The sequence below is a fragment of the Sphingomonas kaistensis genome, assembly GCF_036884275.1.
Classification (GTDB): domain Bacteria; phylum Pseudomonadota; class Alphaproteobacteria; order Sphingomonadales; family Sphingomonadaceae; genus Sphingomicrobium; species Sphingomicrobium kaistense_A.
In genome coordinates, this window is record NZ_CP145607.1 from 301,464 (window position 1) to 322,535 (window position 21,072).

20 protein-coding genes are annotated in these 21,072 nt (G+C 66.9%); 7 read left to right on the forward strand and 13 right to left on the reverse strand.

The annotated features are described in order from the left end of the window. Positions 1-68 precede the first annotated feature (68 nt). The 3 genes from rffA to V6R86_RS01390 are packed head-to-tail and all read left to right on the forward strand — an operon-like array spanning position 69 to position 3,021. Positions 69-1,304 carry a dTDP-4-amino-4,6-dideoxygalactose transaminase gene (gene rffA / locus V6R86_RS01380; protein ID WP_338501377.1) on the forward strand — a complete coding sequence of 412 codons (1,236 nt, stop codon included), beginning with the start codon at positions 69-71 and terminating at the stop codon, positions 1,302-1,304. Then, a complete protein-coding gene (locus V6R86_RS01385) occupies positions 1,298-2,242 on the forward strand; it encodes a glycosyltransferase family 2 protein (protein WP_338501380.1) in 945 nt (314 codons plus the stop codon). Before rffA ends, V6R86_RS01385 begins: the two co-directional genes overlap by 7 nt. Beyond that, positions 2,239-3,021, forward strand: a complete 783-nt coding sequence (locus tag V6R86_RS01390) for a GNAT family N-acetyltransferase (RefSeq protein ID WP_338501382.1) — start codon at positions 2,239-2,241, stop codon at positions 3,019-3,021. Before V6R86_RS01385 ends, V6R86_RS01390 begins: the two co-directional genes overlap by 4 nt. A 70-nt stretch (positions 3,022-3,091) precedes the next feature. On the opposite strand, the gene V6R86_RS01395 is transcribed toward V6R86_RS01390, so the two are convergent. From V6R86_RS01395 to V6R86_RS01415, 5 genes are all read right to left on the reverse strand, one after another. Beyond that, positions 3,092-4,483 carry an efflux transporter outer membrane subunit gene (locus tag V6R86_RS01395; RefSeq protein WP_338501385.1) on the reverse strand — a complete coding sequence of 464 codons (1,392 nt, stop codon included), beginning with the start codon at positions 4,481-4,483 and terminating at the stop codon, positions 3,092-3,094. 11 nt (positions 4,484-4,494) lie between these two features. After that, on the reverse strand, positions 4,495-7,674 hold the full coding sequence (locus V6R86_RS01400) for a multidrug efflux RND transporter permease subunit (RefSeq protein ID WP_338501387.1): 3,180 nt from the start codon (positions 7,672-7,674) through the stop codon (positions 4,495-4,497). A 51-nt stretch (positions 7,675-7,725) separates the two neighbouring features. Beyond that, on the reverse strand, positions 7,726-8,976 hold the full coding sequence (locus V6R86_RS01405; protein ID WP_338505362.1) for an efflux RND transporter periplasmic adaptor subunit: 1,251 nt from the start codon (positions 8,974-8,976) through the stop codon (positions 7,726-7,728). A 20-nt stretch (positions 8,977-8,996) separates the two neighbouring features. Continuing rightward, complete coding sequence (locus V6R86_RS01410) at positions 8,997-9,410, reverse strand: hypothetical protein (protein WP_338501389.1); 414 nt, start codon at positions 9,408-9,410, stop codon at positions 8,997-8,999. A 292-nt stretch (positions 9,411-9,702) separates the two neighbouring features. Next, on the reverse strand, positions 9,703-10,302 hold the full coding sequence (locus V6R86_RS01415) for a TetR/AcrR family transcriptional regulator (protein WP_338501391.1): 600 nt from the start codon (positions 10,300-10,302) through the stop codon (positions 9,703-9,705). 97 nt (positions 10,303-10,399) lie between these two features. On the opposite strand from V6R86_RS01415, the gene V6R86_RS01420 reads away from it, so the two are divergent. After that, the gene (locus V6R86_RS01420) at positions 10,400-11,131 is read left to right on the forward strand and encodes a 16S rRNA (uracil(1498)-N(3))-methyltransferase (RefSeq protein ID WP_338501393.1); all 732 of its coding nucleotides are present in this window, start codon (positions 10,400-10,402) and stop codon (positions 11,129-11,131) included. 10 nt (positions 11,132-11,141) lie between these two features. Beyond that, positions 11,142-12,512 (forward strand): glutamate--cysteine ligase, encoded by a 1,371-nt coding sequence (locus tag V6R86_RS01425; RefSeq protein ID WP_338501395.1) that lies wholly within the window; start codon positions 11,142-11,144, stop codon positions 12,510-12,512. Between the two features lie 128 nt (positions 12,513-12,640). Here V6R86_RS01425 and V6R86_RS01430 read toward each other — a convergent pair whose 3' ends face one another. Further along, entirely contained in the window at positions 12,641-13,840 is a 1,200-nt protein-coding gene (locus V6R86_RS01430) for a terminase large subunit domain-containing protein (protein ID WP_338501397.1), read from the reverse strand. Positions 13,841-13,842: 2 nt separating this feature from the next. Continuing rightward, positions 13,843-14,364: a hypothetical protein gene (locus V6R86_RS01435; protein ID WP_338501399.1), complete on the reverse strand. Its 522-nt coding sequence runs from the start codon at positions 14,362-14,364 to the stop codon at positions 13,843-13,845. Between the two features lie 106 nt (positions 14,365-14,470). Here V6R86_RS01435 and V6R86_RS01440 point away from each other — a divergent pair, with 106 nt between their 5' ends. Next, the gene (locus V6R86_RS01440) at positions 14,471-14,884 is read left to right on the forward strand and encodes a reverse transcriptase-like protein (protein WP_338501401.1); all 414 of its coding nucleotides are present in this window, start codon (positions 14,471-14,473) and stop codon (positions 14,882-14,884) included. Here V6R86_RS01440 and V6R86_RS01445 read toward each other — a convergent pair. From V6R86_RS01445 to V6R86_RS01460, 4 genes are read right to left on the reverse strand one after another with little or no spacing between them, the layout of a single operon-like run. Beyond that, positions 14,854-15,570, reverse strand: a complete 717-nt coding sequence (locus tag V6R86_RS01445; RefSeq protein WP_338501403.1) for a Crp/Fnr family transcriptional regulator — start codon at positions 15,568-15,570, stop codon at positions 14,854-14,856. The genes V6R86_RS01440 and V6R86_RS01445 overlap by 31 nt on opposite strands. A 5-nt stretch (positions 15,571-15,575) precedes the next feature. Further along, positions 15,576-15,824 carry a DUF6894 family protein gene (locus tag V6R86_RS01450; protein ID WP_338501405.1) on the reverse strand — a complete coding sequence of 83 codons (249 nt, stop codon included), beginning with the start codon at positions 15,822-15,824 and terminating at the stop codon, positions 15,576-15,578. A 38-nt stretch (positions 15,825-15,862) separates the two neighbouring features. Further along, the gene (gene ligD, locus V6R86_RS01455) at positions 15,863-18,370 is read right to left on the reverse strand and encodes a DNA ligase D (RefSeq protein WP_338501407.1); all 2,508 of its coding nucleotides are present in this window, start codon (positions 18,368-18,370) and stop codon (positions 15,863-15,865) included. Between the two features lie 6 nt (positions 18,371-18,376). Further along, positions 18,377-19,276 carry a Ku protein gene (locus V6R86_RS01460; RefSeq protein ID WP_338501408.1) on the reverse strand — a complete coding sequence of 300 codons (900 nt, stop codon included), beginning with the start codon at positions 19,274-19,276 and terminating at the stop codon, positions 18,377-18,379. A 74-nt stretch (positions 19,277-19,350) separates the two neighbouring features. On the opposite strand from V6R86_RS01460, the gene V6R86_RS01465 reads away from it, so the two are divergent. Next, positions 19,351-19,680 (forward strand): hypothetical protein, encoded by a 330-nt coding sequence (locus V6R86_RS01465; protein ID WP_338501409.1) that lies wholly within the window; start codon positions 19,351-19,353, stop codon positions 19,678-19,680. A gap of 3 nt (positions 19,681-19,683) precedes the next feature. On the opposite strand, the gene phoB is transcribed toward V6R86_RS01465, so the two are convergent. Then, positions 19,684-20,376 carry a phosphate regulon transcriptional regulator PhoB gene (gene phoB / locus V6R86_RS01470; RefSeq protein WP_338501411.1) on the reverse strand — a complete coding sequence of 231 codons (693 nt, stop codon included), beginning with the start codon at positions 20,374-20,376 and terminating at the stop codon, positions 19,684-19,686. Beyond that, positions 20,376-21,071: a phosphate signaling complex protein PhoU gene (phoU, locus tag V6R86_RS01475; RefSeq protein WP_338501413.1), complete on the reverse strand. Its 696-nt coding sequence runs from the start codon at positions 21,069-21,071 to the stop codon at positions 20,376-20,378. Before phoU ends, phoB begins: the two co-directional genes overlap by 1 nt. Between the last annotated feature and the right edge of the window lies 1 nt (position 21,072).

A 21,072-nucleotide genomic window follows, 5' to 3' on the forward strand; every position in this document is an offset into this window, starting at 1 on the left:
AGCCCCAGCCGTCATCATTGTCTTAACCATATTGCTTCTATAGCCCTCCCGATTGGGGGAGTAGAGGAATGCCGCAAAGCTCAGGCGCGCGATTTCAGTTCGATCGCCGGTCTGTCGAAGACCAGAATCCGGCGGCAACTGCGCGCGCCGCTCCCGTCCCGTTCAACCGCCCGTCGCTCGTCGGCCGCGAACTCGACAATATCGCGGAAGCGATCCGGCGCGGGCAGCTGTCGGGCGACGGCCATTTCACTGCCGAATGCAATGCCATCATCGCCCGGCTGACCGGGTCCGCCTCCGCGCTCCTCACGCACAGCGGCACGGCAGCGCTCGAAATGGCTGCCATCCTGTGTGACCTGAAACCCGGCGACGAGGTCATCCTTCCGTCCTTCACCTTCGTGTCGACCGCCAATGCAGTGGTGCTTCGCGGCGCGACCCCGGTCTTCGTCGACATCGATCCCCGCACGCTGAACCTCGATCCATCCAAGGTCGCCGATGCGGTCGGCCCGCGAACGCGAGCGATCTTCGCCGTCCATTATGCGGGCTTTCCGGCGGACATGGACGCGCTCGCCCAAATCGCCGACGCGCACGGCTTGCTGCTGGTCGAGGATGCCGCGCAGGCGCTCGGTTCGTTCTACAAGGGCAGGCCGGCCGGCAGCCTCGGCGATCTCGGCGCGTTCAGCTTTCACGAAACCAAGAATATCCTGAGCGGGGAAGGCGGCGCCCTCACGCTCAACACGCCCGTCCTCGTCGATCGCGCCCGCATCATCCGCGAGAAGGGGACCAATCGCAGCCAGTTCATCGACGGTCTGGTCGACAAATACACCTGGGTAGACCTCGGCTCCTCCTATCTTCCAGGAGAACTTATCGCTGCCTTCCTTCACGGGCAGCTGGAACGTGTCGACGAGGTAACCCGGCGGCGGCGGCAATTGTTCGCCCGCTATTTCCAAAGCTTCGCAGCGCTTCCGTCGCGACATGGCATCGACCTTCCGCGCTGGAGCGCGGAGGTGCAGGGCAATGGACACATGTTCTACCTCCTGCTGCGGAGCGCGGCCCAGCGGAGCGCCTTTATCGCGGCCATGCGCGAGGAAGGTATTGGGACGCCGTTCCATTACGTCCCGCTTCATTCGTCGCCGGGCGGCCAGCGCTTCGGGCGGAGTGCCGGCGGAATGGAGCATACCGACAGGACTGCCGAGCGGCTGGTTCGGCTGCCGATGTTCTTCGACCTCGAAGACGAGATTGAACGGGTGATCGACATCTGCCTGCGGGTCGTGAGAAAGCTGGATGGATCCGGCGCGACATGCTGATCAGCGTCGTTTCTCCCGTTTACAATTGCACCCGCTGTCTTCCGGAAATCGTCCGGCGGGTGCGTGAAACCCTCGACGGACAGGACTTGCGCTGGGAAGTCTTGTTCGTGGACGATCGCGGACCGGGCGAACCCTGGCCGGTAATCGAGGCGCTCGCGGCCGCAGACGAGCGGGTGCGCGGCGTGCGACTGATGCGCAATCACGGCCAGCACCTCGCCATCTGGGCCGGCCTGGCGCACGCCCGTGGCGATTGGGTGGCGGTGATCGATTGCGACCTGCAGGACGATCCCGCGATGTTGCTGCAAATGGTCGACGTGGCACGGGAAGGAAATTGCGACGCCGTCATCGTCGATCGGGGTGAATGGCGCGACAGCCGGTGGCGCCGGGCCGCCTCGCGCCTGTTCACTGTATTTCTCCGCGCCATCACGGGCATGAAAGTCGGAGTGAACGCCGGCAACTTCGGCCTCTACAGCCGGCGCATGGTCGAAAACTTGCTGTCCTTTCGCGACAAGGAGGTTTTCCTGCCCGCGATGACGGTGATGACGGGTCTGGAGCGGCGATCCCTGGTCGTCCCACGCGCAGCGCGGGCGGAAGGGCGTTCATCCTACGGTCTTGGCCAATTGCTGCGCCTGGCCGTGGCACTGATCATCCGCTTCTCCGACCGGCCGCTGAAGCTCAGCGTGCTCGCGGGCTTGCTCCTGTCGGGTCTATCGGCCGGTATCGCGCTGGTCGTCTTTGTCGCTTGGGCGTCAGGCGCGATCACGGTGGCCGGCTGGACCAGCCTGATGCTGTCGATCTGGTTCGTCGGCGGACTGATCCTGTCGGCGCTCGGCGTGCACGGTTTCTACATCGGCCGCATCTTTACCGAAGTGCAGGATCGCCCTCGGATTCGGGTCATGGAAACGACAGCCAATTTGATGCCGGCGGAACGCCTTTGACTGATACTGCGATTGCCGGCGCGGGTACCGCAGCGGCGCGTGAAGGCTGGCGCCCGAGCGAGCTCGAGAGCCGGCGTTTCGGAGTGACGTTCGGAATTCTGGACACCGCTGGCGGTGAACATGATTGGCGGAAAGCGGTTGCCTCGGCCGATCAGGCCGGCGTGCATGTGCTGTCTGCGCGCGTCGATGGGAATGAGATCAGGCATATCCAGGAACTGGAGGCCCTCGGCTTTCGCCTGGTCGATACGTTGGTCTACCATCGCCATTTGCTCCCGGCACCGACGTCATCAATGCGCGGTGCGGAGAGCGAGGCGGCGGACGTGCGGTTCCTGGATCGGCACGACGCCGAAGCTTGCAGCACGATCGCGCGCGCTGCGTTCGATAAATATCTCGGGCGCTACCACGCCGACCCGCGCCTTTCCGACACGGCGGCAACCGACGCCTATGCCGACTGGGCGGGGCGGTTGTTATCCGAGCCCGACGACGGAAGGCTGGCGCTTGGCGCGATCGAAGCCGGCCGCCTGACGGGCTTCATCGTCGGCGGCCGGCCCGACCCTCAAACGAGCGAGATCATTCTCAACGCGGTCGACCCTGCAGACCAAGGGCGAGGGACCTACCGACGTCTCCTCGATGCCTATGTCTCCCATGCTTCGACCCGGGGTGCCGAGCGGGTCATCACGTCCACGCAATTGCGGAATGTCCGTGTCCAGAGCATCTGGGCCGATGCCGGCTTTCGGCTTTATCGAAGCGTATCAACCCTGCATCGATGGGCCGACTAAAAGCCCGATCGCGCTACGATGCGCGTCGATTGGCACGACACGTTGGCCTCTGCTCGACACTCTAGCGCCGTCAGCGCGCCCAATTCCCGCCAAGCGCCCGGAACAGATCGATCTGCGCGCTCGCGATCCTCGCGTCGCTGTCGGCCAGCGCGGCCTCCGCATCGGCAAAGGTGCGCTCGGCGTCGAGTAGTTCGAGCGAGCTGATCTGTCCTTCGCGCTGCAAGGCTCGCACGCGGCGGACCACCGCTTCGGCCTGGCCCTGCGCCGCGGCCAGCGCGGTGCGCCGCTCCTGCGCGCGCTGGTACGCCGACAGCGCGGTCTCGGTCTCCTGCAGCGCGGTCAGCACGCTGCCGTCGAACTGCGCCAGCGCGGCCTGCGTATCGGCCTCGGCCACCGCGACCCGGGCCCGGGCGGCGGAGCGGTTGACGGTCCAGTTGAGCAGGGGCCCGACCAGCCAGCTGACCGGATTGAACAGGTTGGTGAGGCTCGTCCCGCTGCCCCCCGCCGACCCGCCCAGCGTGATGCGGGGATAAAGGTCGGCGGTGGCAACCCCGATCCGCGCGGTGGCGGCGGCCAGCCGGCGCTCGGCGGCGCGAACATCGGGGCGGCGCGCAAGCAGGCCCGCGCCGTCGCCGACCGGAATCGGTTGCTGGAGGTCGAGCGCACTGACCCGCGCCGCGGCAATCGCCGGCAATTCGCGCGGCACCCGCCCGGTCAGGGTCGCGAGCCGCAGCAGCGCCGCCGTCCGCTCGGCCTCGAGCAAAGGCACCTCCGCCCGGCGCTGGTCGCGCAAGGCGGCGATCCGCGCGGTGTCGAGCCCGGTCGCAAGCCCCACCACCCGCCGCCGCTCGGTTAGGGTCAGCGAGCGGTCGAGCAAGGCGACGATTCGCTCCGCCACCGCGATCCGCTCCGCCGCCGACGCCGCGTCCGCATAAGCGCGCGTCGTATCGGCCACCACCAGCACCCGCACCGCATCGGCATCGAACGCCGCCGCCGCCGCATCGCCGCGCGCCGCTTCAACCGACCGACCGATCCGCCCCGCGAAATCTACTTCGTAAGCGACGCTCAGCCCCGCATCGAGCTGAAGGTCGGTCCCACCCTGCCCCGCCGCGATGGCCTGCGGCGAACGGCCGGCCTGCGCCCCGGCGCTCACCCCTATCTGCGGTTCGCGCGCCGCCCGGCTTTCGCGCAGCAGGGCGCGGGCACGCTGCAATCGCGCGGTCGCCAAGCGGACGTCGGTGTTGGCCGCCAGCGCATCGGCGACCAGCCCGTCGAGAACCGGATCGCGGTACAATCGCCACCACTCGCCGGCGGGCGCGGCGGTGGTGACCAGCGGCGTCGCCGAGCCGAGGAACGGCGCCGCCGCCGCGCCCGCCACCGGCCGCGCGGCATAATCGGAGCCGCTGGCGCAGGCCGCGAGGGCAAGCGCGGAGGCGGCGACGAGCATCACTCGCTTGAACATGGACGAACTCCTCATTCCGCCGGCAGCGGAGCCGGGGGTGCCGCCGTCCGACCAGCGCGCAGGCGGCCGATCCGCTCGGCCAATCCGCGGCAGACGACATAGAAAGTGGGGGTGAAGATCAGCCCGAACGCGGTCACGCCGAGCATTCCGAAGAACACCGCCGTGCCCAGCGCCTGGCGAAGCTCCGCCCCCGCGCCTTCCGCGATCAGCAACGGCACCGAGCCGAGGATGAAGGCGAAGCTGGTCATCAGGATCGGCCGCAACCGGTCGCGCGCCGCCCGGATCGCGGCCTCGACCGGCGACATGCCCGCGGCCTCGTCCTGCTGGGCGAACTCGACGATCAGGATCGCGTTCTTGGCCGCAAGCGCGATCAGCACCACCAGGCCGACCTGCGTCAGGACATTATTGTCCATGCCGCGCAGATTGACCCCCGCCATTGCCGCCAGCAAACACATCGGCACGATCAGGATGATCGCCAGTGGCAGCACCAGGCTTTCGAACTGCGCCGCCAGCACCAGGAACACGAACAGCACCGCCAGCGCGAACACCAGGGTCGCCGTGCTTCCCGCCGCCTTCTCCTGATACGCGATGCCGGTCCACTCACTGCGGAAGCCCGCTGGCAGCTGCGCCGAGGCGATGTCTTCCATCGCTTTCAACGACTGGCCGGACGAGAAACCGGGCGCCGTGTCACCGTCGATCTCGACCGCTGGGAAACCGTTGTAGCGCGACACGCGATACGGGCCGGTGCGGTCCTCGAAGGTGGTGACCGATCCGATCGGCACCATCGCGCCCGAATTGGACCGGGCCCTCAAGTTCGCGATATCCGCCTCGCTCGCCCGCGCATCGGCTTCCGCCTGCGCGGTCACCCGGTAGGTCCGGCCAAGCAGGTTGAAGTCGTTGACGAACGCCGAACCGAGATAAACCTGCAGCGCCTCGAAGATCCGCTCGGGCGGTACGCCCAGCATGTCGGCCTTGGCCCGGTCGACATCGGCGAACACCCGCGGGGTCGAGATATCGAACAGGGTGTAGACTTGGCGCAGGCCCTCCGTCTGGTTGGCCTTGCCGATGATCCCCCACGACAGCCCCGACAATTCGGCGAAGCTGTGCCCGCCCGTATCCTGCACGATCATCCGGTAGCCACCGGCCGAGCCGATACCCTGGATGAGAGGCGGCGGAATGATCAGCAGGCGCGCTTCGTTGATGTCGGCGGTGCGCTTCTGCGCTTCGGCCATGATGGTGTTGAGATCGGCGCCGAGCTTCTTGCGCTCCTCGAACGACTTCAAGGGCACATAAGCGGCGGCGGCATTAGGTGCCTGGGTCTGCGACGCGCCGTCGAAGCCCGCCAGCATCACCGTCCCCTCGACGCCCTTGATCGGCAGGATCCGGTCGGCGACCTTGCGCAGCACCTCGTCGGTGCGCTCGAGCGACGATCCGGGCGGCAATTGCACCACGGTCAGGAAATAGCCCTGATCCTGCGCCGGGATGAAGCCGGTCGGCGTGATCGAGAACAGCCCTACGGTCAGCGCGATCAGCACCGCATAAGCCGCCATCATCCGCTTGGGCGCGGCGACAAGCCGGCGGGTCAGCCGGGCATAAGCCTCGCTGAATCGCTCGAACATCCGGTTGAAGGCGTCGCCGGCGCGGGTGGCGAAGGCGGCGAGGCGATTCTTCGGCGGCTCATGCCCGTGCGGCTTCAGGAGCAGCGCGGCCATCGCCGGCGACAGCGTCAGCGACAGCAGTAGCGAAATCAGCGTCGCCGCCGAAATCGTCACCGCGAACTGGTGATAGAAGGCGCCCGACAGCCCGTTCAGGAACAGGGTTGGCAGGAACACCGCGCACAGCACCAGCACGATTGCCACCAGCGCGCCCGCTACCTCGTCCATCGAGGTGCGCGCGGCGTCCAGCGCGGTCATGCCCTTGGCAAGATTGCGCTCGACATTCTCGACCACCACAATCGCGTCATCGACCACGATGCCGATCGCCAGCACCAGCCCGAACAGCGACAGGTTGTTGAGCGAATAACCGACCATCTGCAGCACCGCGAAGGTGCCGATCAGCGACACGGGAATGGCAATCACCGGCACCACCGCCGCCCGCCAGCGCTGGAGAAAGACGATGATCACCAGCACGACCAGCAGGATCGCCTCGAACAGGGTCTTGCCGACCTCGTCGATCGATTGGGCGATGAATTCGGTGGGGTTGTAGATGACCTTATATTCGAGACCCTTGGGAAAGGACTTCGACGCCGACTCCATCTCCTGCTTGACCAGTTCGGCGGCGGCCAGCGCGTTGGAGCCCGGGCGCTGGAACACGCCCAAGAGCACGGTCGGCTCGCCCGACAGATAGGTGTTGGAGGCATAGTCCGCGGCGCCGAGCTCGACCCGCGCGACGTCCGACACCCGCACCTGCCGGCCGTCGGGATCGCTACGGATGATGACGTTGGCGAATTGCTGCGGGTCGGTCAGCCGGCCCTGCGTTTCGACATTGAGCTGATAGGCCGCGCCCGTCGCATACGGCGGTTGGCCGAGCGTGCCGGCGGCGACCTGGACGTTCTGGGCGCGCAGCGCGGCGACGATCTCGCCCGCGGTGAGGTTGAGCGCGGCGGCGCGGTCGGGATCGATCCACACCCGCATCGCATAATCGCGCGCGCCGAACAGCTGCACGTCGCCGACGCCTTCGAGCCGCGCCAGCCGGTCGCGGACCTGGGTCAGCGCATAGTTCGACATATAGCCGCGATCGAGCGAGCGGTCGGGCGACACCAGGTTCACGACCATCAGGAAGTCGGGCGACGTCTTTCGGGTAATGACGCCCAGCCGCTGCACTTCCTGCGGCAGGCGCGGGGTGGCGACCGCGACGCGGTTCTGCACCAGCACCTGCGCGGCGTTGAGGTCGGTGCCTTGGCGGAAGGTGACCGTGATGGTCAGCCGTCCGTCACCGGTCGATTGCGACGACATGTAGATCATGTTGTCGACGCCGTTGATCTCCTGCTCGATCGGCGCGGCGACGGTTTCCGAAACTGTCTCGGCCGAAGCGCCGGGATAGCTGGCGTTGACCGTCACCGTCGGCGGCACGATGTCCGGATATTGCGACACCGGCAGGCCGAAATAGGCGATGGCGCCCATCACGGTGATCAGAACCGCGATCACCGCCGCGAAGATCGGGCGCGTGATAAAGAAGCGTGACAAACGCATGGATGTTCTCCCCGCCCGGCGCGTGGCCGGGCGGCTGGAAGGAAAAGATGTTTAGCGGGTCGCGAAGGTCGCCGAGCCGGCCGGCGGCGCGGCGCTTGGCGCTGCGGCCGGCGCTGCCGCGGCCTTGATCGTGCCGGGACGGACCTCGACCTTCATGCCCGGCATCGCCAGCTGCGCCCCGCTGATCACGATCCGGTCGCTGGGCTCGAGCCCCGAACGGATTACCCGCAGGCCGTCGATCAGCGGACCGGTTTGGACGGCACGCGGCGACAGGCTGCCGTCGCGGGCCACCACCGTCACCACCTTGCGCGCCTGGTCGGTCGTGACCGCCGCATCGGGCACCAGCAGCGCCGACCGCGCCCCGCCCGAAGCGAGCCGCAGATTGCCGAACATGCCGGGCGTCAGGAAATTGCGGCCATTGTCGATCACCGCGCGAAGCCGGATCGTCCCCGACCGTGTGTCGAGCCCATTGTCGGTGAAATCGAGTCGCCCGCGCCAGCGATAATCGGTCTCGTCCTGAAGCCGGATCAACACCTCGCTCGGCGCTTCGCCGCTCTCCTGCGCCCGCCGAGCCTTGAGATACAGCGCTTCGGACGCATCGAAGGTGAAATACATCGGGTCGAGCGCGTTGATGGTCGTCAGCAAAGTCGCCTGCCCCGCCGCTTCGCCGGTCACGAGATTGCCGGCATCGATCCGCCGGTCCGAAATCCGCCCGCTGATCGGCGCCCGGACCTGGGTGAAGCCGACGTCGAGCTGGCGCGAGCGGACCCGCGCATCGGCCGCGGCCAGCGACGCTTCGGCCGCCTGGACCCGCGCCCGCAGCCGATCGACATCGCTGCGCGATACCGCATCGACTTCGAGCAGCCGGGTGGCCCGCGCCAGATCGGCCTGCGCGAGGTTCAACTCGCTTCGCGCGCCGAAGACCGCCGCCCGCGCTTCGGCCAGCGACGCAGCAAACGGGCGCGAGTCGATGGTGAACAGCAATTGCCCCTGCCGGACGTAGGAGCCATCCTTGAAATGCACGCCGACGATCGCGCCCGACACACGCGGACGCACTTCGACCGAGCGGCTGGCTTCGAACCGGCCCGAATAATCGTCCCACTCGGCCACCTGCCGCACGAGCGGCTGGGCGGCGGTCACGGTGACCGGCGGCGGCGCGGCATTGGCTTCGGTGCCGCCCGGACGACCGAAGGCAAGGCCGGCGACCAGCGCCAGGGGAACGAGGCCAAGCGCGATCTTCTGCTTGGTATTCAGCCGGGACAGGCCGGCGGGCGGCGCGACTGGGGTCACATTGTCATCCATCTGGGGGTGCGAAGGCGCGTTCATCGACCGCGTCCCGACCGGGCGCGCTTGGCGATGCTGGCGTGGATCAGCTCATACTGGTCGAGCGTGAAACCCTCGGCGAGAAAGGCGGCGAGTTCGCTCTTGGGCACCTTCCACCCCTGCCGCCACACGAACACGGCGACCCGGCGCAGCACTTCGAGGCGCGGATTGGCGAGCTTGTTGGGCCGGCCCAGCCCGAACAGGCTTTCTAGCGCCGCGCCGATCCGGCCCGGTTCGCGCAAAGAGGCAATGGTGTCGCGCTCGGCCAGCGCGACCACCGACCATTCGAGGGCCGACAGCCGGGCGGCGGCGGCAGGCGGGCTCGCGGCTTCGACCGCGACGAGGCGCGGTTCGAAGCCCCGAGGGCGAGGAGCAGGAGCGGCCGACCAGTCGGTGATGGGGAGAGAGGCCATGAGAAATCCTTTCGGAAGGGCGCGACCCAACGCTCCCGAAGCGCAAGGCTCGAGGTCGATCGGGCAAGAAAGGGGCGAGCAGCGACCGTGGCTGCGACGCATCACGCGCGTCGGCCTGCAACCAAGCTGCGATAAAATTAGGGTGGATCGACGACCCGCGCTTAGCGGGCTTCGAAGATCCTACAGGGTGTGAGTGTCATGGGAGCTTTCCTCTGTTCTATACTGAACGGTATATAAACAGGATTCGGGCCGGTCAAGACTTCTATACCGGCCAGTAGAAAATAATTTTGCGCTATTTTCCGGGCCAGATGGCGATGCTAGTCCGCACCACCTGCTCCAGCTGCGCGCGCGACGCGCCGCTCGACGCCTGCACCGACATGCCCTGCAGGATCGCCAGCAGATAATCGGTCATCGCCGCGGCATCGACGTGCGCCGGCAGATCGCCCTCGTCCTTGGCCCGCTGCATCCGGTCCAGCATCGCCTGATGCGACGACCCGCGCCGGGCCATCAGATCGGCCTTCACCGAGTCGGCCTCCTGCCCGCAGCTAATGGTGCTGATCACGCGCATACAGCCGCGCGGCTCGCACTCGCTGGTCTGCATCTCGAGCGCGCCGGTAAGCAACCGCTCCGCCACCTCGCGCGATGTCGGCGCGGCCAGCGCCTCCCCGACGTACGCAAGCTTCTCGCGCTCGTAGAGATCGAGCGCCTTCTTGAAGAGCGCTTCCTTGTTGCCAAACGCGGCATACAGGCTCGGCCGGGTGATCCCCATCGCCTCGGTCAGATCGGTCAGCGACGCGCCTTCATAGCCCTTGCTCCAGAACACGCGCAGCGCGGCGGCCAATGCCTCGTCGACATCGAACTCGCGCGGGCGGCCTTTGCAGACCTTGGGCATGAGACTTACCATATCGATCGGTATATAAGTCGATTGGCACGGAAGTCCAATGCCCCCTCGCCTTCCCAATCCGCCCGGCCCTCGCTAGCGCATCACCATGCCCGCCACCCCCGCCTGGCCCCCGCGCAGCCTGCCGCGCCTGTTCGTCGAACAGACCCTGGCCGAGGGCGAAGCGCTGCTGCTCGAAGGCAAGCCCGCCCATTATCTCGCCAACGTGCTGCGTCTCGGCGAAGGGGCCGAGGTGCTGCTGTTCGACGGCCACAGCGGCGAATGGCAGGCGGTGATCGAAGCCGCGCACAAGAAGAAGCTGGTCCTTCGCCCGACTGCCCGAACCCGCCCACCCGAGGACTTGCCGCCGCTCACCCTCGCCTTCGCCCCGGTCAAACGCGCACCGCTTGAATGGCTGATCGAAAAAGCGACCGAGCTCGGAGTCGCCCGGCTGCAGCCCGTCATCACCCACCGCACCGTGGTCGAACGCCTCAATCCCGAGCGACTCGCGGCCATTGCGATCGAAGCCGCCGAACAATGCGGCCGCACCCGGCTTCCCGACCTGCTCGCTCCGATGAAGCTCGATGCGCTGCTCGCCGATCCGCCCGGCCCCATCCTGTTCGCCGACGAAACCGGCGGCGTCCCGCTGGTGTCGGCCGCGCGGCCCGGCCCGGCTACCATTCTCACCGGCCCCGAAGGCGGCTTCACCCCCGACGAGCGCGACCGCATCCTCGCCGCGGGCGCCACCGGGGTCGGCCTCGGCCCCCGCATCCTTCGCGCCGAAACCGCCGCGCTGGCCGCACTAAGCCTGTATATGGCGGCGGCCGGGGATTGGCGCTAACGGGCGCGTCATGACCACGCGCACCGACCTTAGCGACAGCCCCCTGATCGAGGGCCGCGACGACCTGCTGTCGGTATTCAGCGGCGGCGAAAAACCGAAAACCAATTGGCGCATCGGCACCGAGCACGAGAAATTCGTCTACCGCCTTGCGGACCACCGCGCGCCTTCGTGGGACGAACCCGGCGGCATCCGCGACCTCCTCATGGGCCTCACCGAATATGGCTGGAGCCCGATCCTCGAGGATGGAAAGGTCATCGCGCTCGCCGGCGCCGACGGCACCATCAGTCTCGAACCCGCCGGCCAGCTCGAACTGTCGGGCGCCCCGCTCGCCACCCTCCACGACACCTGCGCCGAAGCCGGCCGCCACCTCGAACAGGTCAAAGCCATCGGCGACCGCCTCGGCCTCGGCTTCCTCGGCCTCGGCATGTGGCCCGACAAGACCCGCGCCGAGCTGCCGATCATGCCCAAGGGCCGCTACGGCATCATGCTCCGCCACATGCCGCGCGTGGGCTCGCTCGGGCTCGACATGATGCTCCGGACCTGTACCATCCAGGTCAATCTCGACTACAGTTCCGAAGCCGACATGGTGAAGAAATTCCGCGTCGGCCTGGCTCTTCAGCCGCTCGCCACCGCCCTGTTCGCCAATTCCCCGCTGACCGAAGGCAAGCCCAACGGCTTCAAGTCCTTCCGCAGCCACATCTGGACCGACACTGACCCCCACCGCACCGGCATGTTGCCGCAGGTGTTCGAGAACGGCTTCGGCTACGAAAGCTACTGCGACTATGCGCTGGGCGTGCCGATGTATTTCGTCATGCGCGACGGCCGCTACATCGACTGCGCGGGCGAAAGCTTCCGCGCCTTTCTCGATGGCAAGCTGCCCCAGCTTCCCGGCGAAAAGCCGACGATCGCCGACTGGACCGACCACCTGTCCACCGCCTTCCCCGAAGTCCGCCTCAAGAGCTTCCTCGAAATGCGCGGTGCGGACGGCGGGCGCTGGAGCCGGATCTGCGCCCTTCCTGCCCTGTGGGTCGGCCTGCTCTACGACCAGACCGCGCTCGACGCCGCCTGGGACCTCGTCAAGCATTGGACGATCGAGGAACGCGAAGCGCTCCGTTCCGCCGTCCCGGCCCAGGCGCTCGACGCCCCCGTCCCCGGCGGCGGCACCGTGCGCGACCTCGGCGCCCGCGTCCTCGACATCGCGTCGGCTGGCCTGTCCGCCCGTGCCAATCTCGATGCCGGCGGGACCAACGAAAGCGGCTTCCTCGACCCCTTGCGCGACGTGATCGCCACCGGCATCACCCCCGCCGACCGCCTCCTCGCCTGGTACAACGGACCGTGGAACGGCGACGTCACACACGTTTACGACGAGCTCAGCTTCTAAAGGTTCGCAAACCCCCGCACACCCGGCGGCACGCGTCGCCCGGCGCTGGCCAGATCGGTCAGCGCCCACACCATCGCGTCGGCCCGGTCGGGCGAGCCTTTGCCCTCGTAACCGCTCGTGGTGAGGTGTCACAACTCCTGCTCCAGCTCGGGAAACCGCCCCGCCAGCCCCGCCTTGCCGTTCTCGAACAGGATCGCCATCGGCTCGGCCCGCGCCGCCTTGCCCAAATGCGCGTGAACCTTGGTCACCGGCAGGTGGAAATCCGCCGCGCCCAGCACCTGAAGCACCATGTCGCCGCCGTTGTTGGCTTCCACCACCACCTTGTCGGCGCCCCATATTGCCGCCGCCTCGGCCACCCGTGTCGCCCACCCCGAAGGGGTCTGCCCCCGGCAACTGAGGTCCGCCAGCACCAGCAGCCGCCCGCCCGGCACCCGCCCGCAGACCACGATCCCGCACGCGTCCCCGGTGCTGGTTGCGGGCGGATCGACCCCGATCACCACCCGCTCGGGCGCGCCCCACTCCTCGCTCGCGACCCGCACCTTTTCGACCAGCTCGCGGCTCCAGAGCGCCCCTTCGGCTTCGGCGGTCAGCTCGCCATCCAGCTCGCGCGCGCCAAGCCGCGTCCCCCGATACAGCGCCTCCATCCGGACGTGCCACCCTTGCGGCAAATCGAGATTCTCTGCGGTCCGCCCCCGCGTCACTTCCGTCCCCGGCGCGCCTGCGATCTCCAGCAGCAGCGCGTCATTTCCCGGCGTCGTCGTCACCACCGATCGCGGCTGATCGCCTAGCCGCAGCCCCAGTTGCAGATTGCTCCACGCCTCGGCCGCATCGCTCCATTTGCCCAACTCGTCGGCCCAGGCAAAATGATGCTGCGGTCCGCGCAGGCCATCGCCATTCGCCCCGCTGTAGAGCGTCGCCACCGCCCCCGACTTGAACCGCAGCTCGTTCCGCGAGGCGCACCAGCGCGGTTCCTCGCCCGGTGGGGCACAGGCGATCAATCCGCTCTCCCCCTCGACCATAATCCGCCGCGCATCCTCGATCGTCGCCCCGACCAGCGCGATCCGGCACCCGGGATGGCGGCGCGCCTGCTCGAGCACCCACTCCGCGCCCACCCGAGTCTTGCCGAACCCGCGCCCGGCCTGCAGCAGCCACACCGACCAATCGCCCGGCGGCGGCTTCTGGCTGTCACGCTCGAAACAGGCCCACGCCCAGGCCAGCGCGCGCCGGTCGGCCGGCGACAACTGGTCCAGCGGCATCTTGTCGCGCAGCCATTTGGGCGCATTGGCGACCTCGCGCAGCACGGCGCGCGGGCACACATCCTCGGCCATGCTCAGCGCTTCCGCTCGAGCCGCTCCTGCCGCTCTTGCCGGCGTTGCTCTTCCTCCCGCTTGCGCTCCAGCCGCATCCGAATCAGCAGCGCCTGCAAACGCGCCGCGGCCTCCTTGGCGTCGGACTTGCGCGGGTTCTGATCGCCCAGTTCGCGCCCGACATTGCGCTCGTGCTGCGCGACCAGCGACAGCAGCAGCTTGGCGTCCATGCCCGCCAGCGCGGCGCCATCCGCCTGCTTCGGGGTCGCCGCCCGCAGCAGTCGAAGGCCGCGGCTGACCAGTTCCGCCTTGAGGAGCGCGGTGGCATGATCCTGCGCAGCCGCAAAAGCGGCCCGGAATTCCGGATCGTCCCGCCGCCTTTTGTAGATGGTGGAATCCGAAACCCCGGCCTTTTTGGCGGACACCCTGATGTTGCAGCTCTGGGCAAAGGCGGAAAGGAAAGCCTCCTGCCGCTCCAGCCCGAACTCGTTAGGCCGCTCCCCCCGTCGCTGAAGCTCGCAGCCATTCCCGCCAACAATACCCATGAACCCGACCCATACAAACTGAGCCGCGTGACTATCCTTTTTGGTTCGTTTTGTCAAGATCTGCGAACCGCCTCGCAGCGGCGGCACGCACCGTCTACAAAGGGTCATGGCTCTCAAGCCCCTCAAAATCTTCTTCGACGGCGGCGCCCGTCCCAATCCCGGCCGGATTGAGGTGGCGGTGGTCGCGCGCGGCCAGGTGCACCTCTTCGACGACCTCGGTATCGGCACCAACGGCGACGCCGAATGGCTCGCGCTTATCGCCGCGCTGGACGTCGCTCAGTCCCTCGCCGTGCTCGCCTTCGATCTCCTCGGCGACAGCCGCGCGGTGATCGAACAGGCGAGCGGCCTCGTCCCCTGCCGGACGCCTGCCGCCCGCGCCTATCGTGCGCGCTTCGAGGAAGCCGCCGCAGCGCAACCGCCCCGCCGCCTGCGCTGGATTCCCCGCGCGCAGAACCTTGCCGGCATCGCGCTCAGCCGCCGCGCCTCAGGTTACAGCGGGTGGGGCCCCAGAAACAGGTAACGCGGATCGAATTCGGCCAGCGCCTGAAGCCCGGGCAAGTCATGAATGACGAAGCGCTGGTCGCGCACATCGCACAATCCGCGATCCCGCAGCTGACGGAGCGTCCGGTTGACGTGCACCGCGGTCAGGCCAAGGCACTCGCCCAATTCGTTCTGGTTCAGCGGAAAGGCGAAACCGTCGGCGTCAGTCAGCCCGACGATGCCCAGTCGCTCGTGAAGCTCGCAGAACAGATGCGCCATCCGCCCCGGCGCCTGCCGCCGTCCCAGCGACAATTCCCATTCGCGGTGAATTGATGCATCGAGGTTAGTGCCAAACCAATAGATCAGCGCCAACCGCGGATAATCGTTGGTCATTGCCCACAGCCGCTCGTGCGGCACCATCGCCAGGCGGCAGTGGGTGAAGCTCACAATGTCGTGGTCGAGCCATTTCAATGTAAAGCTGTGAAGATCGATTGGATCACCGGCCAGGTTCAATTCGGTGATCTGCCTTGTACCGTTGCGGAGCCCCTTGTGCCGCCCGGTGACTCCGCTTAGCAGGATCCGGCTGTCACGCTGCGGCTGGTTGGCGCGGATGATCGTCCGGTCGGGACCGACCTCCTGCTCGCCGTCGGGCAGCGCGCGGATCACCTTTTCTTCTTCCTGGCTGATCTCGAAACGCGAGCGCAGGCGCTTGAGATGGATATCCATGCCCATCATTGCGCTCCCCCTCGCACCTCGACCGCGTCGCAGAATGGAACAACGGTGGTGACCCCGCCATCGTCCTCGATATCGATCCGGCCGCCAAGATCGATCAGACCCGTCATCCGGATTTCCTCGGCCAGGATCGATCGGATGCTGATGATCGCCTGGCTCCGCGCATTGTCGAGGTCGGACAGGACAACTCCTTCCTTGTCGGGAAGAAAGCCGATGCCGTTGTGGATGTGGAAAAAGTACCGCTGCATGCTCGCTCAACGACGCTTTGGCGTTTGGGGTTCAGCGATCACGCGTCGGGCAGCGTCTGCCTGCCCTGGCCCCAGCCCTTGAGGCCCTTGCCGCCCGCCCGCTCCAGCAGAACCGCCGCGTCGCGAATGGTGTACAGGTTCGCCGCCTCCACCGCGTCCAGTTCCTCCCATGACACCGGCGCCGCCACCGGAGCACCGTCCCGCGCGCGGGCCGAATACGGCATCACCGCCGTCGCGCCCCGCTGGTTGCGCAGCCAGTCGAGGAAGATTCGCCCCTTGCGCTGGTTCTTGCGGATGTTGGCGGTGAAGGTCTCGGGCTCGGCCTCGGCGATCGCCCGGCTGAACCGCTCGGCAAAGCTCTTCACCGCCGCCCAGTCGGCCTCCTGGTCGAGCGGCGCAACTACGTGAATGCCCTTGCCCCCCGACAGCAAGGGAAACGTTTCGAGGCCCAAGTCCGTCAGCATCTCCCGCAACCGCACCGCCGCCGCCTTCACCTTGTCGAACCCCAGCCCCTCGTCGGGATCGAGATCGAATACCAGCCGGTCGGGCTTCTCCAACGGATCGATCCGGCTGCCCCAGCCATGAAACTCGATCGTATTCATTTGCACGCATTCGAGCGCCCCGACCGCTTCCTCGACGTAGAGATAATCCTCTTCGGTCGTACCCGCGCCTTCGGTCACCGGAATGCGCAGCACATGCTCGCCCATCGATCCGGTGTCGTGCTTCTGGAAAAAGCATTTCTTGGCCCGGCCGGCCGGACAGCGGATCAGGGTCATCGGCCTCTTCGCGAGGTCGATCAGCAGGAGGTCGGCCACCGCCGCATAATAATCGGCGAGGTCACCCTTGGTCAGGCCATCCTCGGGAAAGATCACCTTGTCGGGGCTGGTCAGCCGTAGCTTGAAGTCCGCCGCCGTGCGTAGCTTGGCTTTGCCCTTCGTCTTCGGCGCCGCGACCGGGGTTTCCAGCACCACCTGCTTCGCTTTCTTGTCCTCGCGCAGGCCAAGAAAGCTCGGGTGCCGCAAGATCCCGTCATTCGTGAACTCGGTATAAGCGATTTCCGCCACCAGCTCGGGCTTGATCCAGCTCGATCCGCGCAGCGCCGTTCGCGGCACGTCGAGCGCGGGTTTGGCGACCTTGAGCCCCGCCATCCGCTCGCTCAGACTTTCCAGCGTCGCCGTATCGAACCCGGTCCCGACCTTGCCGACATAACGCAGCGTGCCGCCCTCGTTCACCCCAAGATGCAGCGAGCGAAAGCCTCGCCTTCTGTCGCTCGCCTGCCAGCCGACGATCACGAACTCCTGCCGCGCGATGCATTTGACCTTGAGCCAGCATTTGGTTCGTACGCCGCGATACGGCGCATCCGCCTTCTTCGAGATGATCCCCTCGCCGCCCTCGGCGCATATCGTCTCGAGCAATTTCTCGCCCTTGCCGACCACGTGATCGCCATAGACCAAGGGCCCCGGCACCCCCTTCATGACCGCCGCCAGCCGCGCCTTGCGTTCAAGATTGCCGAGCCCGCGAATGTCCTCGCCGCGATCGACCAGCAGATCGAAAGCGTAAAAAGCCAGGTCCGGCCGCTCAACGCCCTTGCCGCCCTTCACCGTCGATTGCAGTAACCCGAAGCTGGGCTTGCCCTGCTCGTCCAGCGCCACCGCTTCGCCGTCGATCAGGCACCCCGCCGGCAGGCTCGCCGCCGCCGCCTCGGTGAGCTCGGGGAAGTAATCCGACCAGTCCTTGCCGTTCCGGGTCCACGCCACCGCCCCGCCCTCGCCGACGCTCAGTAGCAGGCGGTAGCCGTCATATTTATACTCGTGGATCCACCCGCTCCCGGTCGGCGGCGTGTCCGCCAGCGTCGCTAGTTGCGGGTCCAGAAACTCCGGCGGCGGCGCGACCTTGCGCTTGGTTCGCCCACCTTTATTGCCACCCTTGTTCGATTCCCACACATCCGCGCCCGCCGCGATCTCGGCCATGCTGCGCCCGCTCGCGACGCTGGTCAGGCACCCCTCGACCAGTGCCTCGCCCTCGTCCGGCGCCGCCGCGTCGTCGGTGACCTTTTTCAGCATCCACGCCTCGCCCTTTTCGCCGGGCTTGCCCTTCATCCGGAACATCACCCACTCCCCGCGCATCCGCTCGCCTTCGAGCGTGAAGTGGAGATGCCCTTCTTCCAGTGTCTTGCGCGGATCCTTGTCGGGATGCGGCACCCACCGCCCACGATCCCACAGCATCACCGTGCCGCCTCCATATTCGCCGGCAGGAATGATACCCTCGAAGCTGCCGTAATCGAGCGGATGATCCTCGGTCCGCATCGCCAACCGGTTCACCGCCGGGTCGAGGCTCGGTCCCTTCGGCACCGCCCAGCTCTTCAGCACCCCGTCCAGCTCGAGCCGGAAATCGTAATGCAGCCGGCTCGCGTCATGCTTCTGCACAACGAAGCTGTCGCCCTTGCCCTTCAGCTTGCGCCCCTTGGGCTCCTTCGTTTTCTTGAAGTCGCGCTTGGCATTGTAGGTCTCGATATCGAGGCCCTTCGGACGAGCGGCGCGGGCCACGGCGCCCTACCTCTTTCCTGCCGCCTTGCGCGGCGTGGCAGGCTTGCGCGCCGGGGTGGCCTTCGCCGCAGCCTTTTTCGCCGCCGGCTTCTTGGCCGGTGCCGCGGCATTGTCGTTGCTTTCGCCAAGGCTCTTCTTCAGCGCCGCCATCAGGTCGACGACATTGCTCTTCTTCGGCGGCTCCTTGTCCTTGTCCTGGATGACGAGGCCATTGCCCTTCTTCTTGCGCTTCTCCTCGATCAGCCCCTTCAGCGCATCGACATAGCGATTGTGAAAATCGGACGCGTCGAACTTGCCCGTCTTCTTGTCGATCAAAGTGGTCGCCAGCTCGAGCAGATCGGCATCGGGCTCGGTATCCTCGATATCGCGGAAATAGCTCGACGCCTTGTTGAGTTCATCGGCGTACCGCAGCGTCTCCATCAGGATTCCGCGCCCGCACGGCTTGATCGCGACGACATATTCCTGCCCCCGCATCGCCAGTTGCCCGATCCCGATCTTTCGCGCCCGGCGCAGCGCCTCGCGCAGCACGATGAAGGCCTCCTCCGCCAGATCGTCCGCCGGCACCACGAAATAGGGTTTCTCGTAATATAGCGCGTCGATCTCGTCGGCGTCGACGAACTGCGCCAGCTCCAGCGTCTTGCGGCTCTCCAGCTTGACGCTCTCGATTTCCTCGGGCTCGAGCAGAACATATTCGCCCTTGGTCACTTCGAAACCCTTGACGATATCGTCGGCCTTCACCGGTCCGATGCCCGGCGCCACCTTTTCATATTTGATCCGCTGGCCGCTCGGCTCGTGGATCTGGTGAAAGGAGATGCTCGCGCCCGATTTGGACGCGGGATAGATTTCAACCGGGATCGAGACGAGGGCAAGGCGGATTTGTCCGCGCCAGCTGGGACGAGCGGCCATGACGTCAAGCTCCTGAAAATCGTTACGAGCCTGAATCGCTTGGGAGAGCGGCGCGGTTCCGTTAGACTGCGGCAATGGCCAATCCCGCGATCAATGCCGCCCTCATCGCCGTCGCCGCGCAGCAGCAGGCACTGACCGATCAGCACATCCTGACGCCGCTCAAAAAGGCCGGAGCGACATCGGCGCGGACCGCGACGACGCTCGACGTGTCGGCCAAGGGCGCGGACAAGTTGCTCGCCGGCCTCGTCAAACGCGGCCATGTGCGCGCGACCGGCGATGGCCGCTACTGGCTCGACGAGGCGGCGATCAAGCGCAGCCAGGCCGCCGGCCTACGCATCGCGCTGATCATCATCGCCTTTCTGCTCAGCGTGACTGTCAGCCTGGCCGCGCTGCTCGCCCGCTAAGGCTCAGGCCACGCCCTCGGCGTCCAGCGCATAGCCGGCGCTGCGCACCGTGCGGATCAGATCGGGCTCGCCCAGCGCCAGTCGCAACCGGCGGATATGGACGTCGACCGTGCGCAGCTCGATCTCCTCGCTGTGCGGCCACACGGTTTCCAGCAGGTGCTGGCGCGAGAACACCCGCCCGGCATTCTCCAGAAAATGGCGCAGCAGGCGATATTCGGTCGGGCCCAGCGACAAGGTCTTGCCGTCGCGCCTCACGCGGTGTGCGGTAAGGTCCATCTCCAGCCCGGCATATTCAAGCGTCTCCGCCGCCAGCGCGGGCCGGACCCGGCGCATCACGGCGGCGGCTCTGGCCATCAGCTCCTTGGGGCTGAACGGCTTCGTAATGTAATCGTCGGCCCCGGTCTCCAGGCCGCGAACCCGGTCGTCCTCTTCGCCGCGCGCGGTCAGCATCAGGATCGGCAGGTTGGCGGTCGCGGCCTTGCGCCGCAGCCGCCGGCACACCTCGATCCCGCTGATCCCCTCGATCATCCAGTCGAGCACCATCAGGTCAGGGCGCAGTTCCTCGGCCAGCAGCATGGCTTCCTCGCCGTCGCCGGTGCGGACCACGGTGTAGCCCTCGCGCTCGAAATGAAAGGTGATGAGCTCGGCCAGCGAGCGGTCATCCTCGACCAGCAGCAACCGCCCCCGGCTGGCCATCAGACGCTGAGCCCCTCGGCGCCCTTCACCCGGTCGGCCATCTGCTGCCCGGTCGCGGCATAATAGACCATCTCGGCGATGTTGGTCGCATGATCGCCGACCCGCTCGAGGTTCTTGGCGACGAACAGCAGGTGCGCCGATTGCCCGATCTTGTGCGGGTTTTCCATCATGTGCGTCAGCAGCGTGCGGAAGATGCTGTCGTAGAAATCGTCCACCGCCTTGTCGCGCTCGCACACCCGAAGCGCCGCTTCGGCGTCGCGCTGGACAAAGGCGTTCAGCACGTCATGCACCATCTGCACCGCGATGCGCGCCATTTCAGGGAGCAGCGACAGTGGCTCGATCTTGCCCGCATCCTCCAGCAGCGGCACGCGCTTGGCGATGTTCTTGGCATAATCGCCGATCCGCTCGACCACGCCCGAAATCTTGAGCGCGGCGACCACGTCGCGCAGATCGCCCGCCATCGGCGCGCGCAGGGCGATCAGCTGGATCACGCTGCGCTCGGTCTCAGCTTCCAGCGCGTCGATCTTCTTGTCGTCCTCGATCACCTTGAGCGCGGCGTCGCCGTCGCGCTCCGACAGGCAGCGCATCGCCTCGATGATCGCATGCTCGGCCCGGCCACCCATTTCGGTGATGAGCGCGCGTAAGCGGTCCAGATCCTGGTCGAACGCTTTGAGCGTATGTCCTTGAGAAGCCACG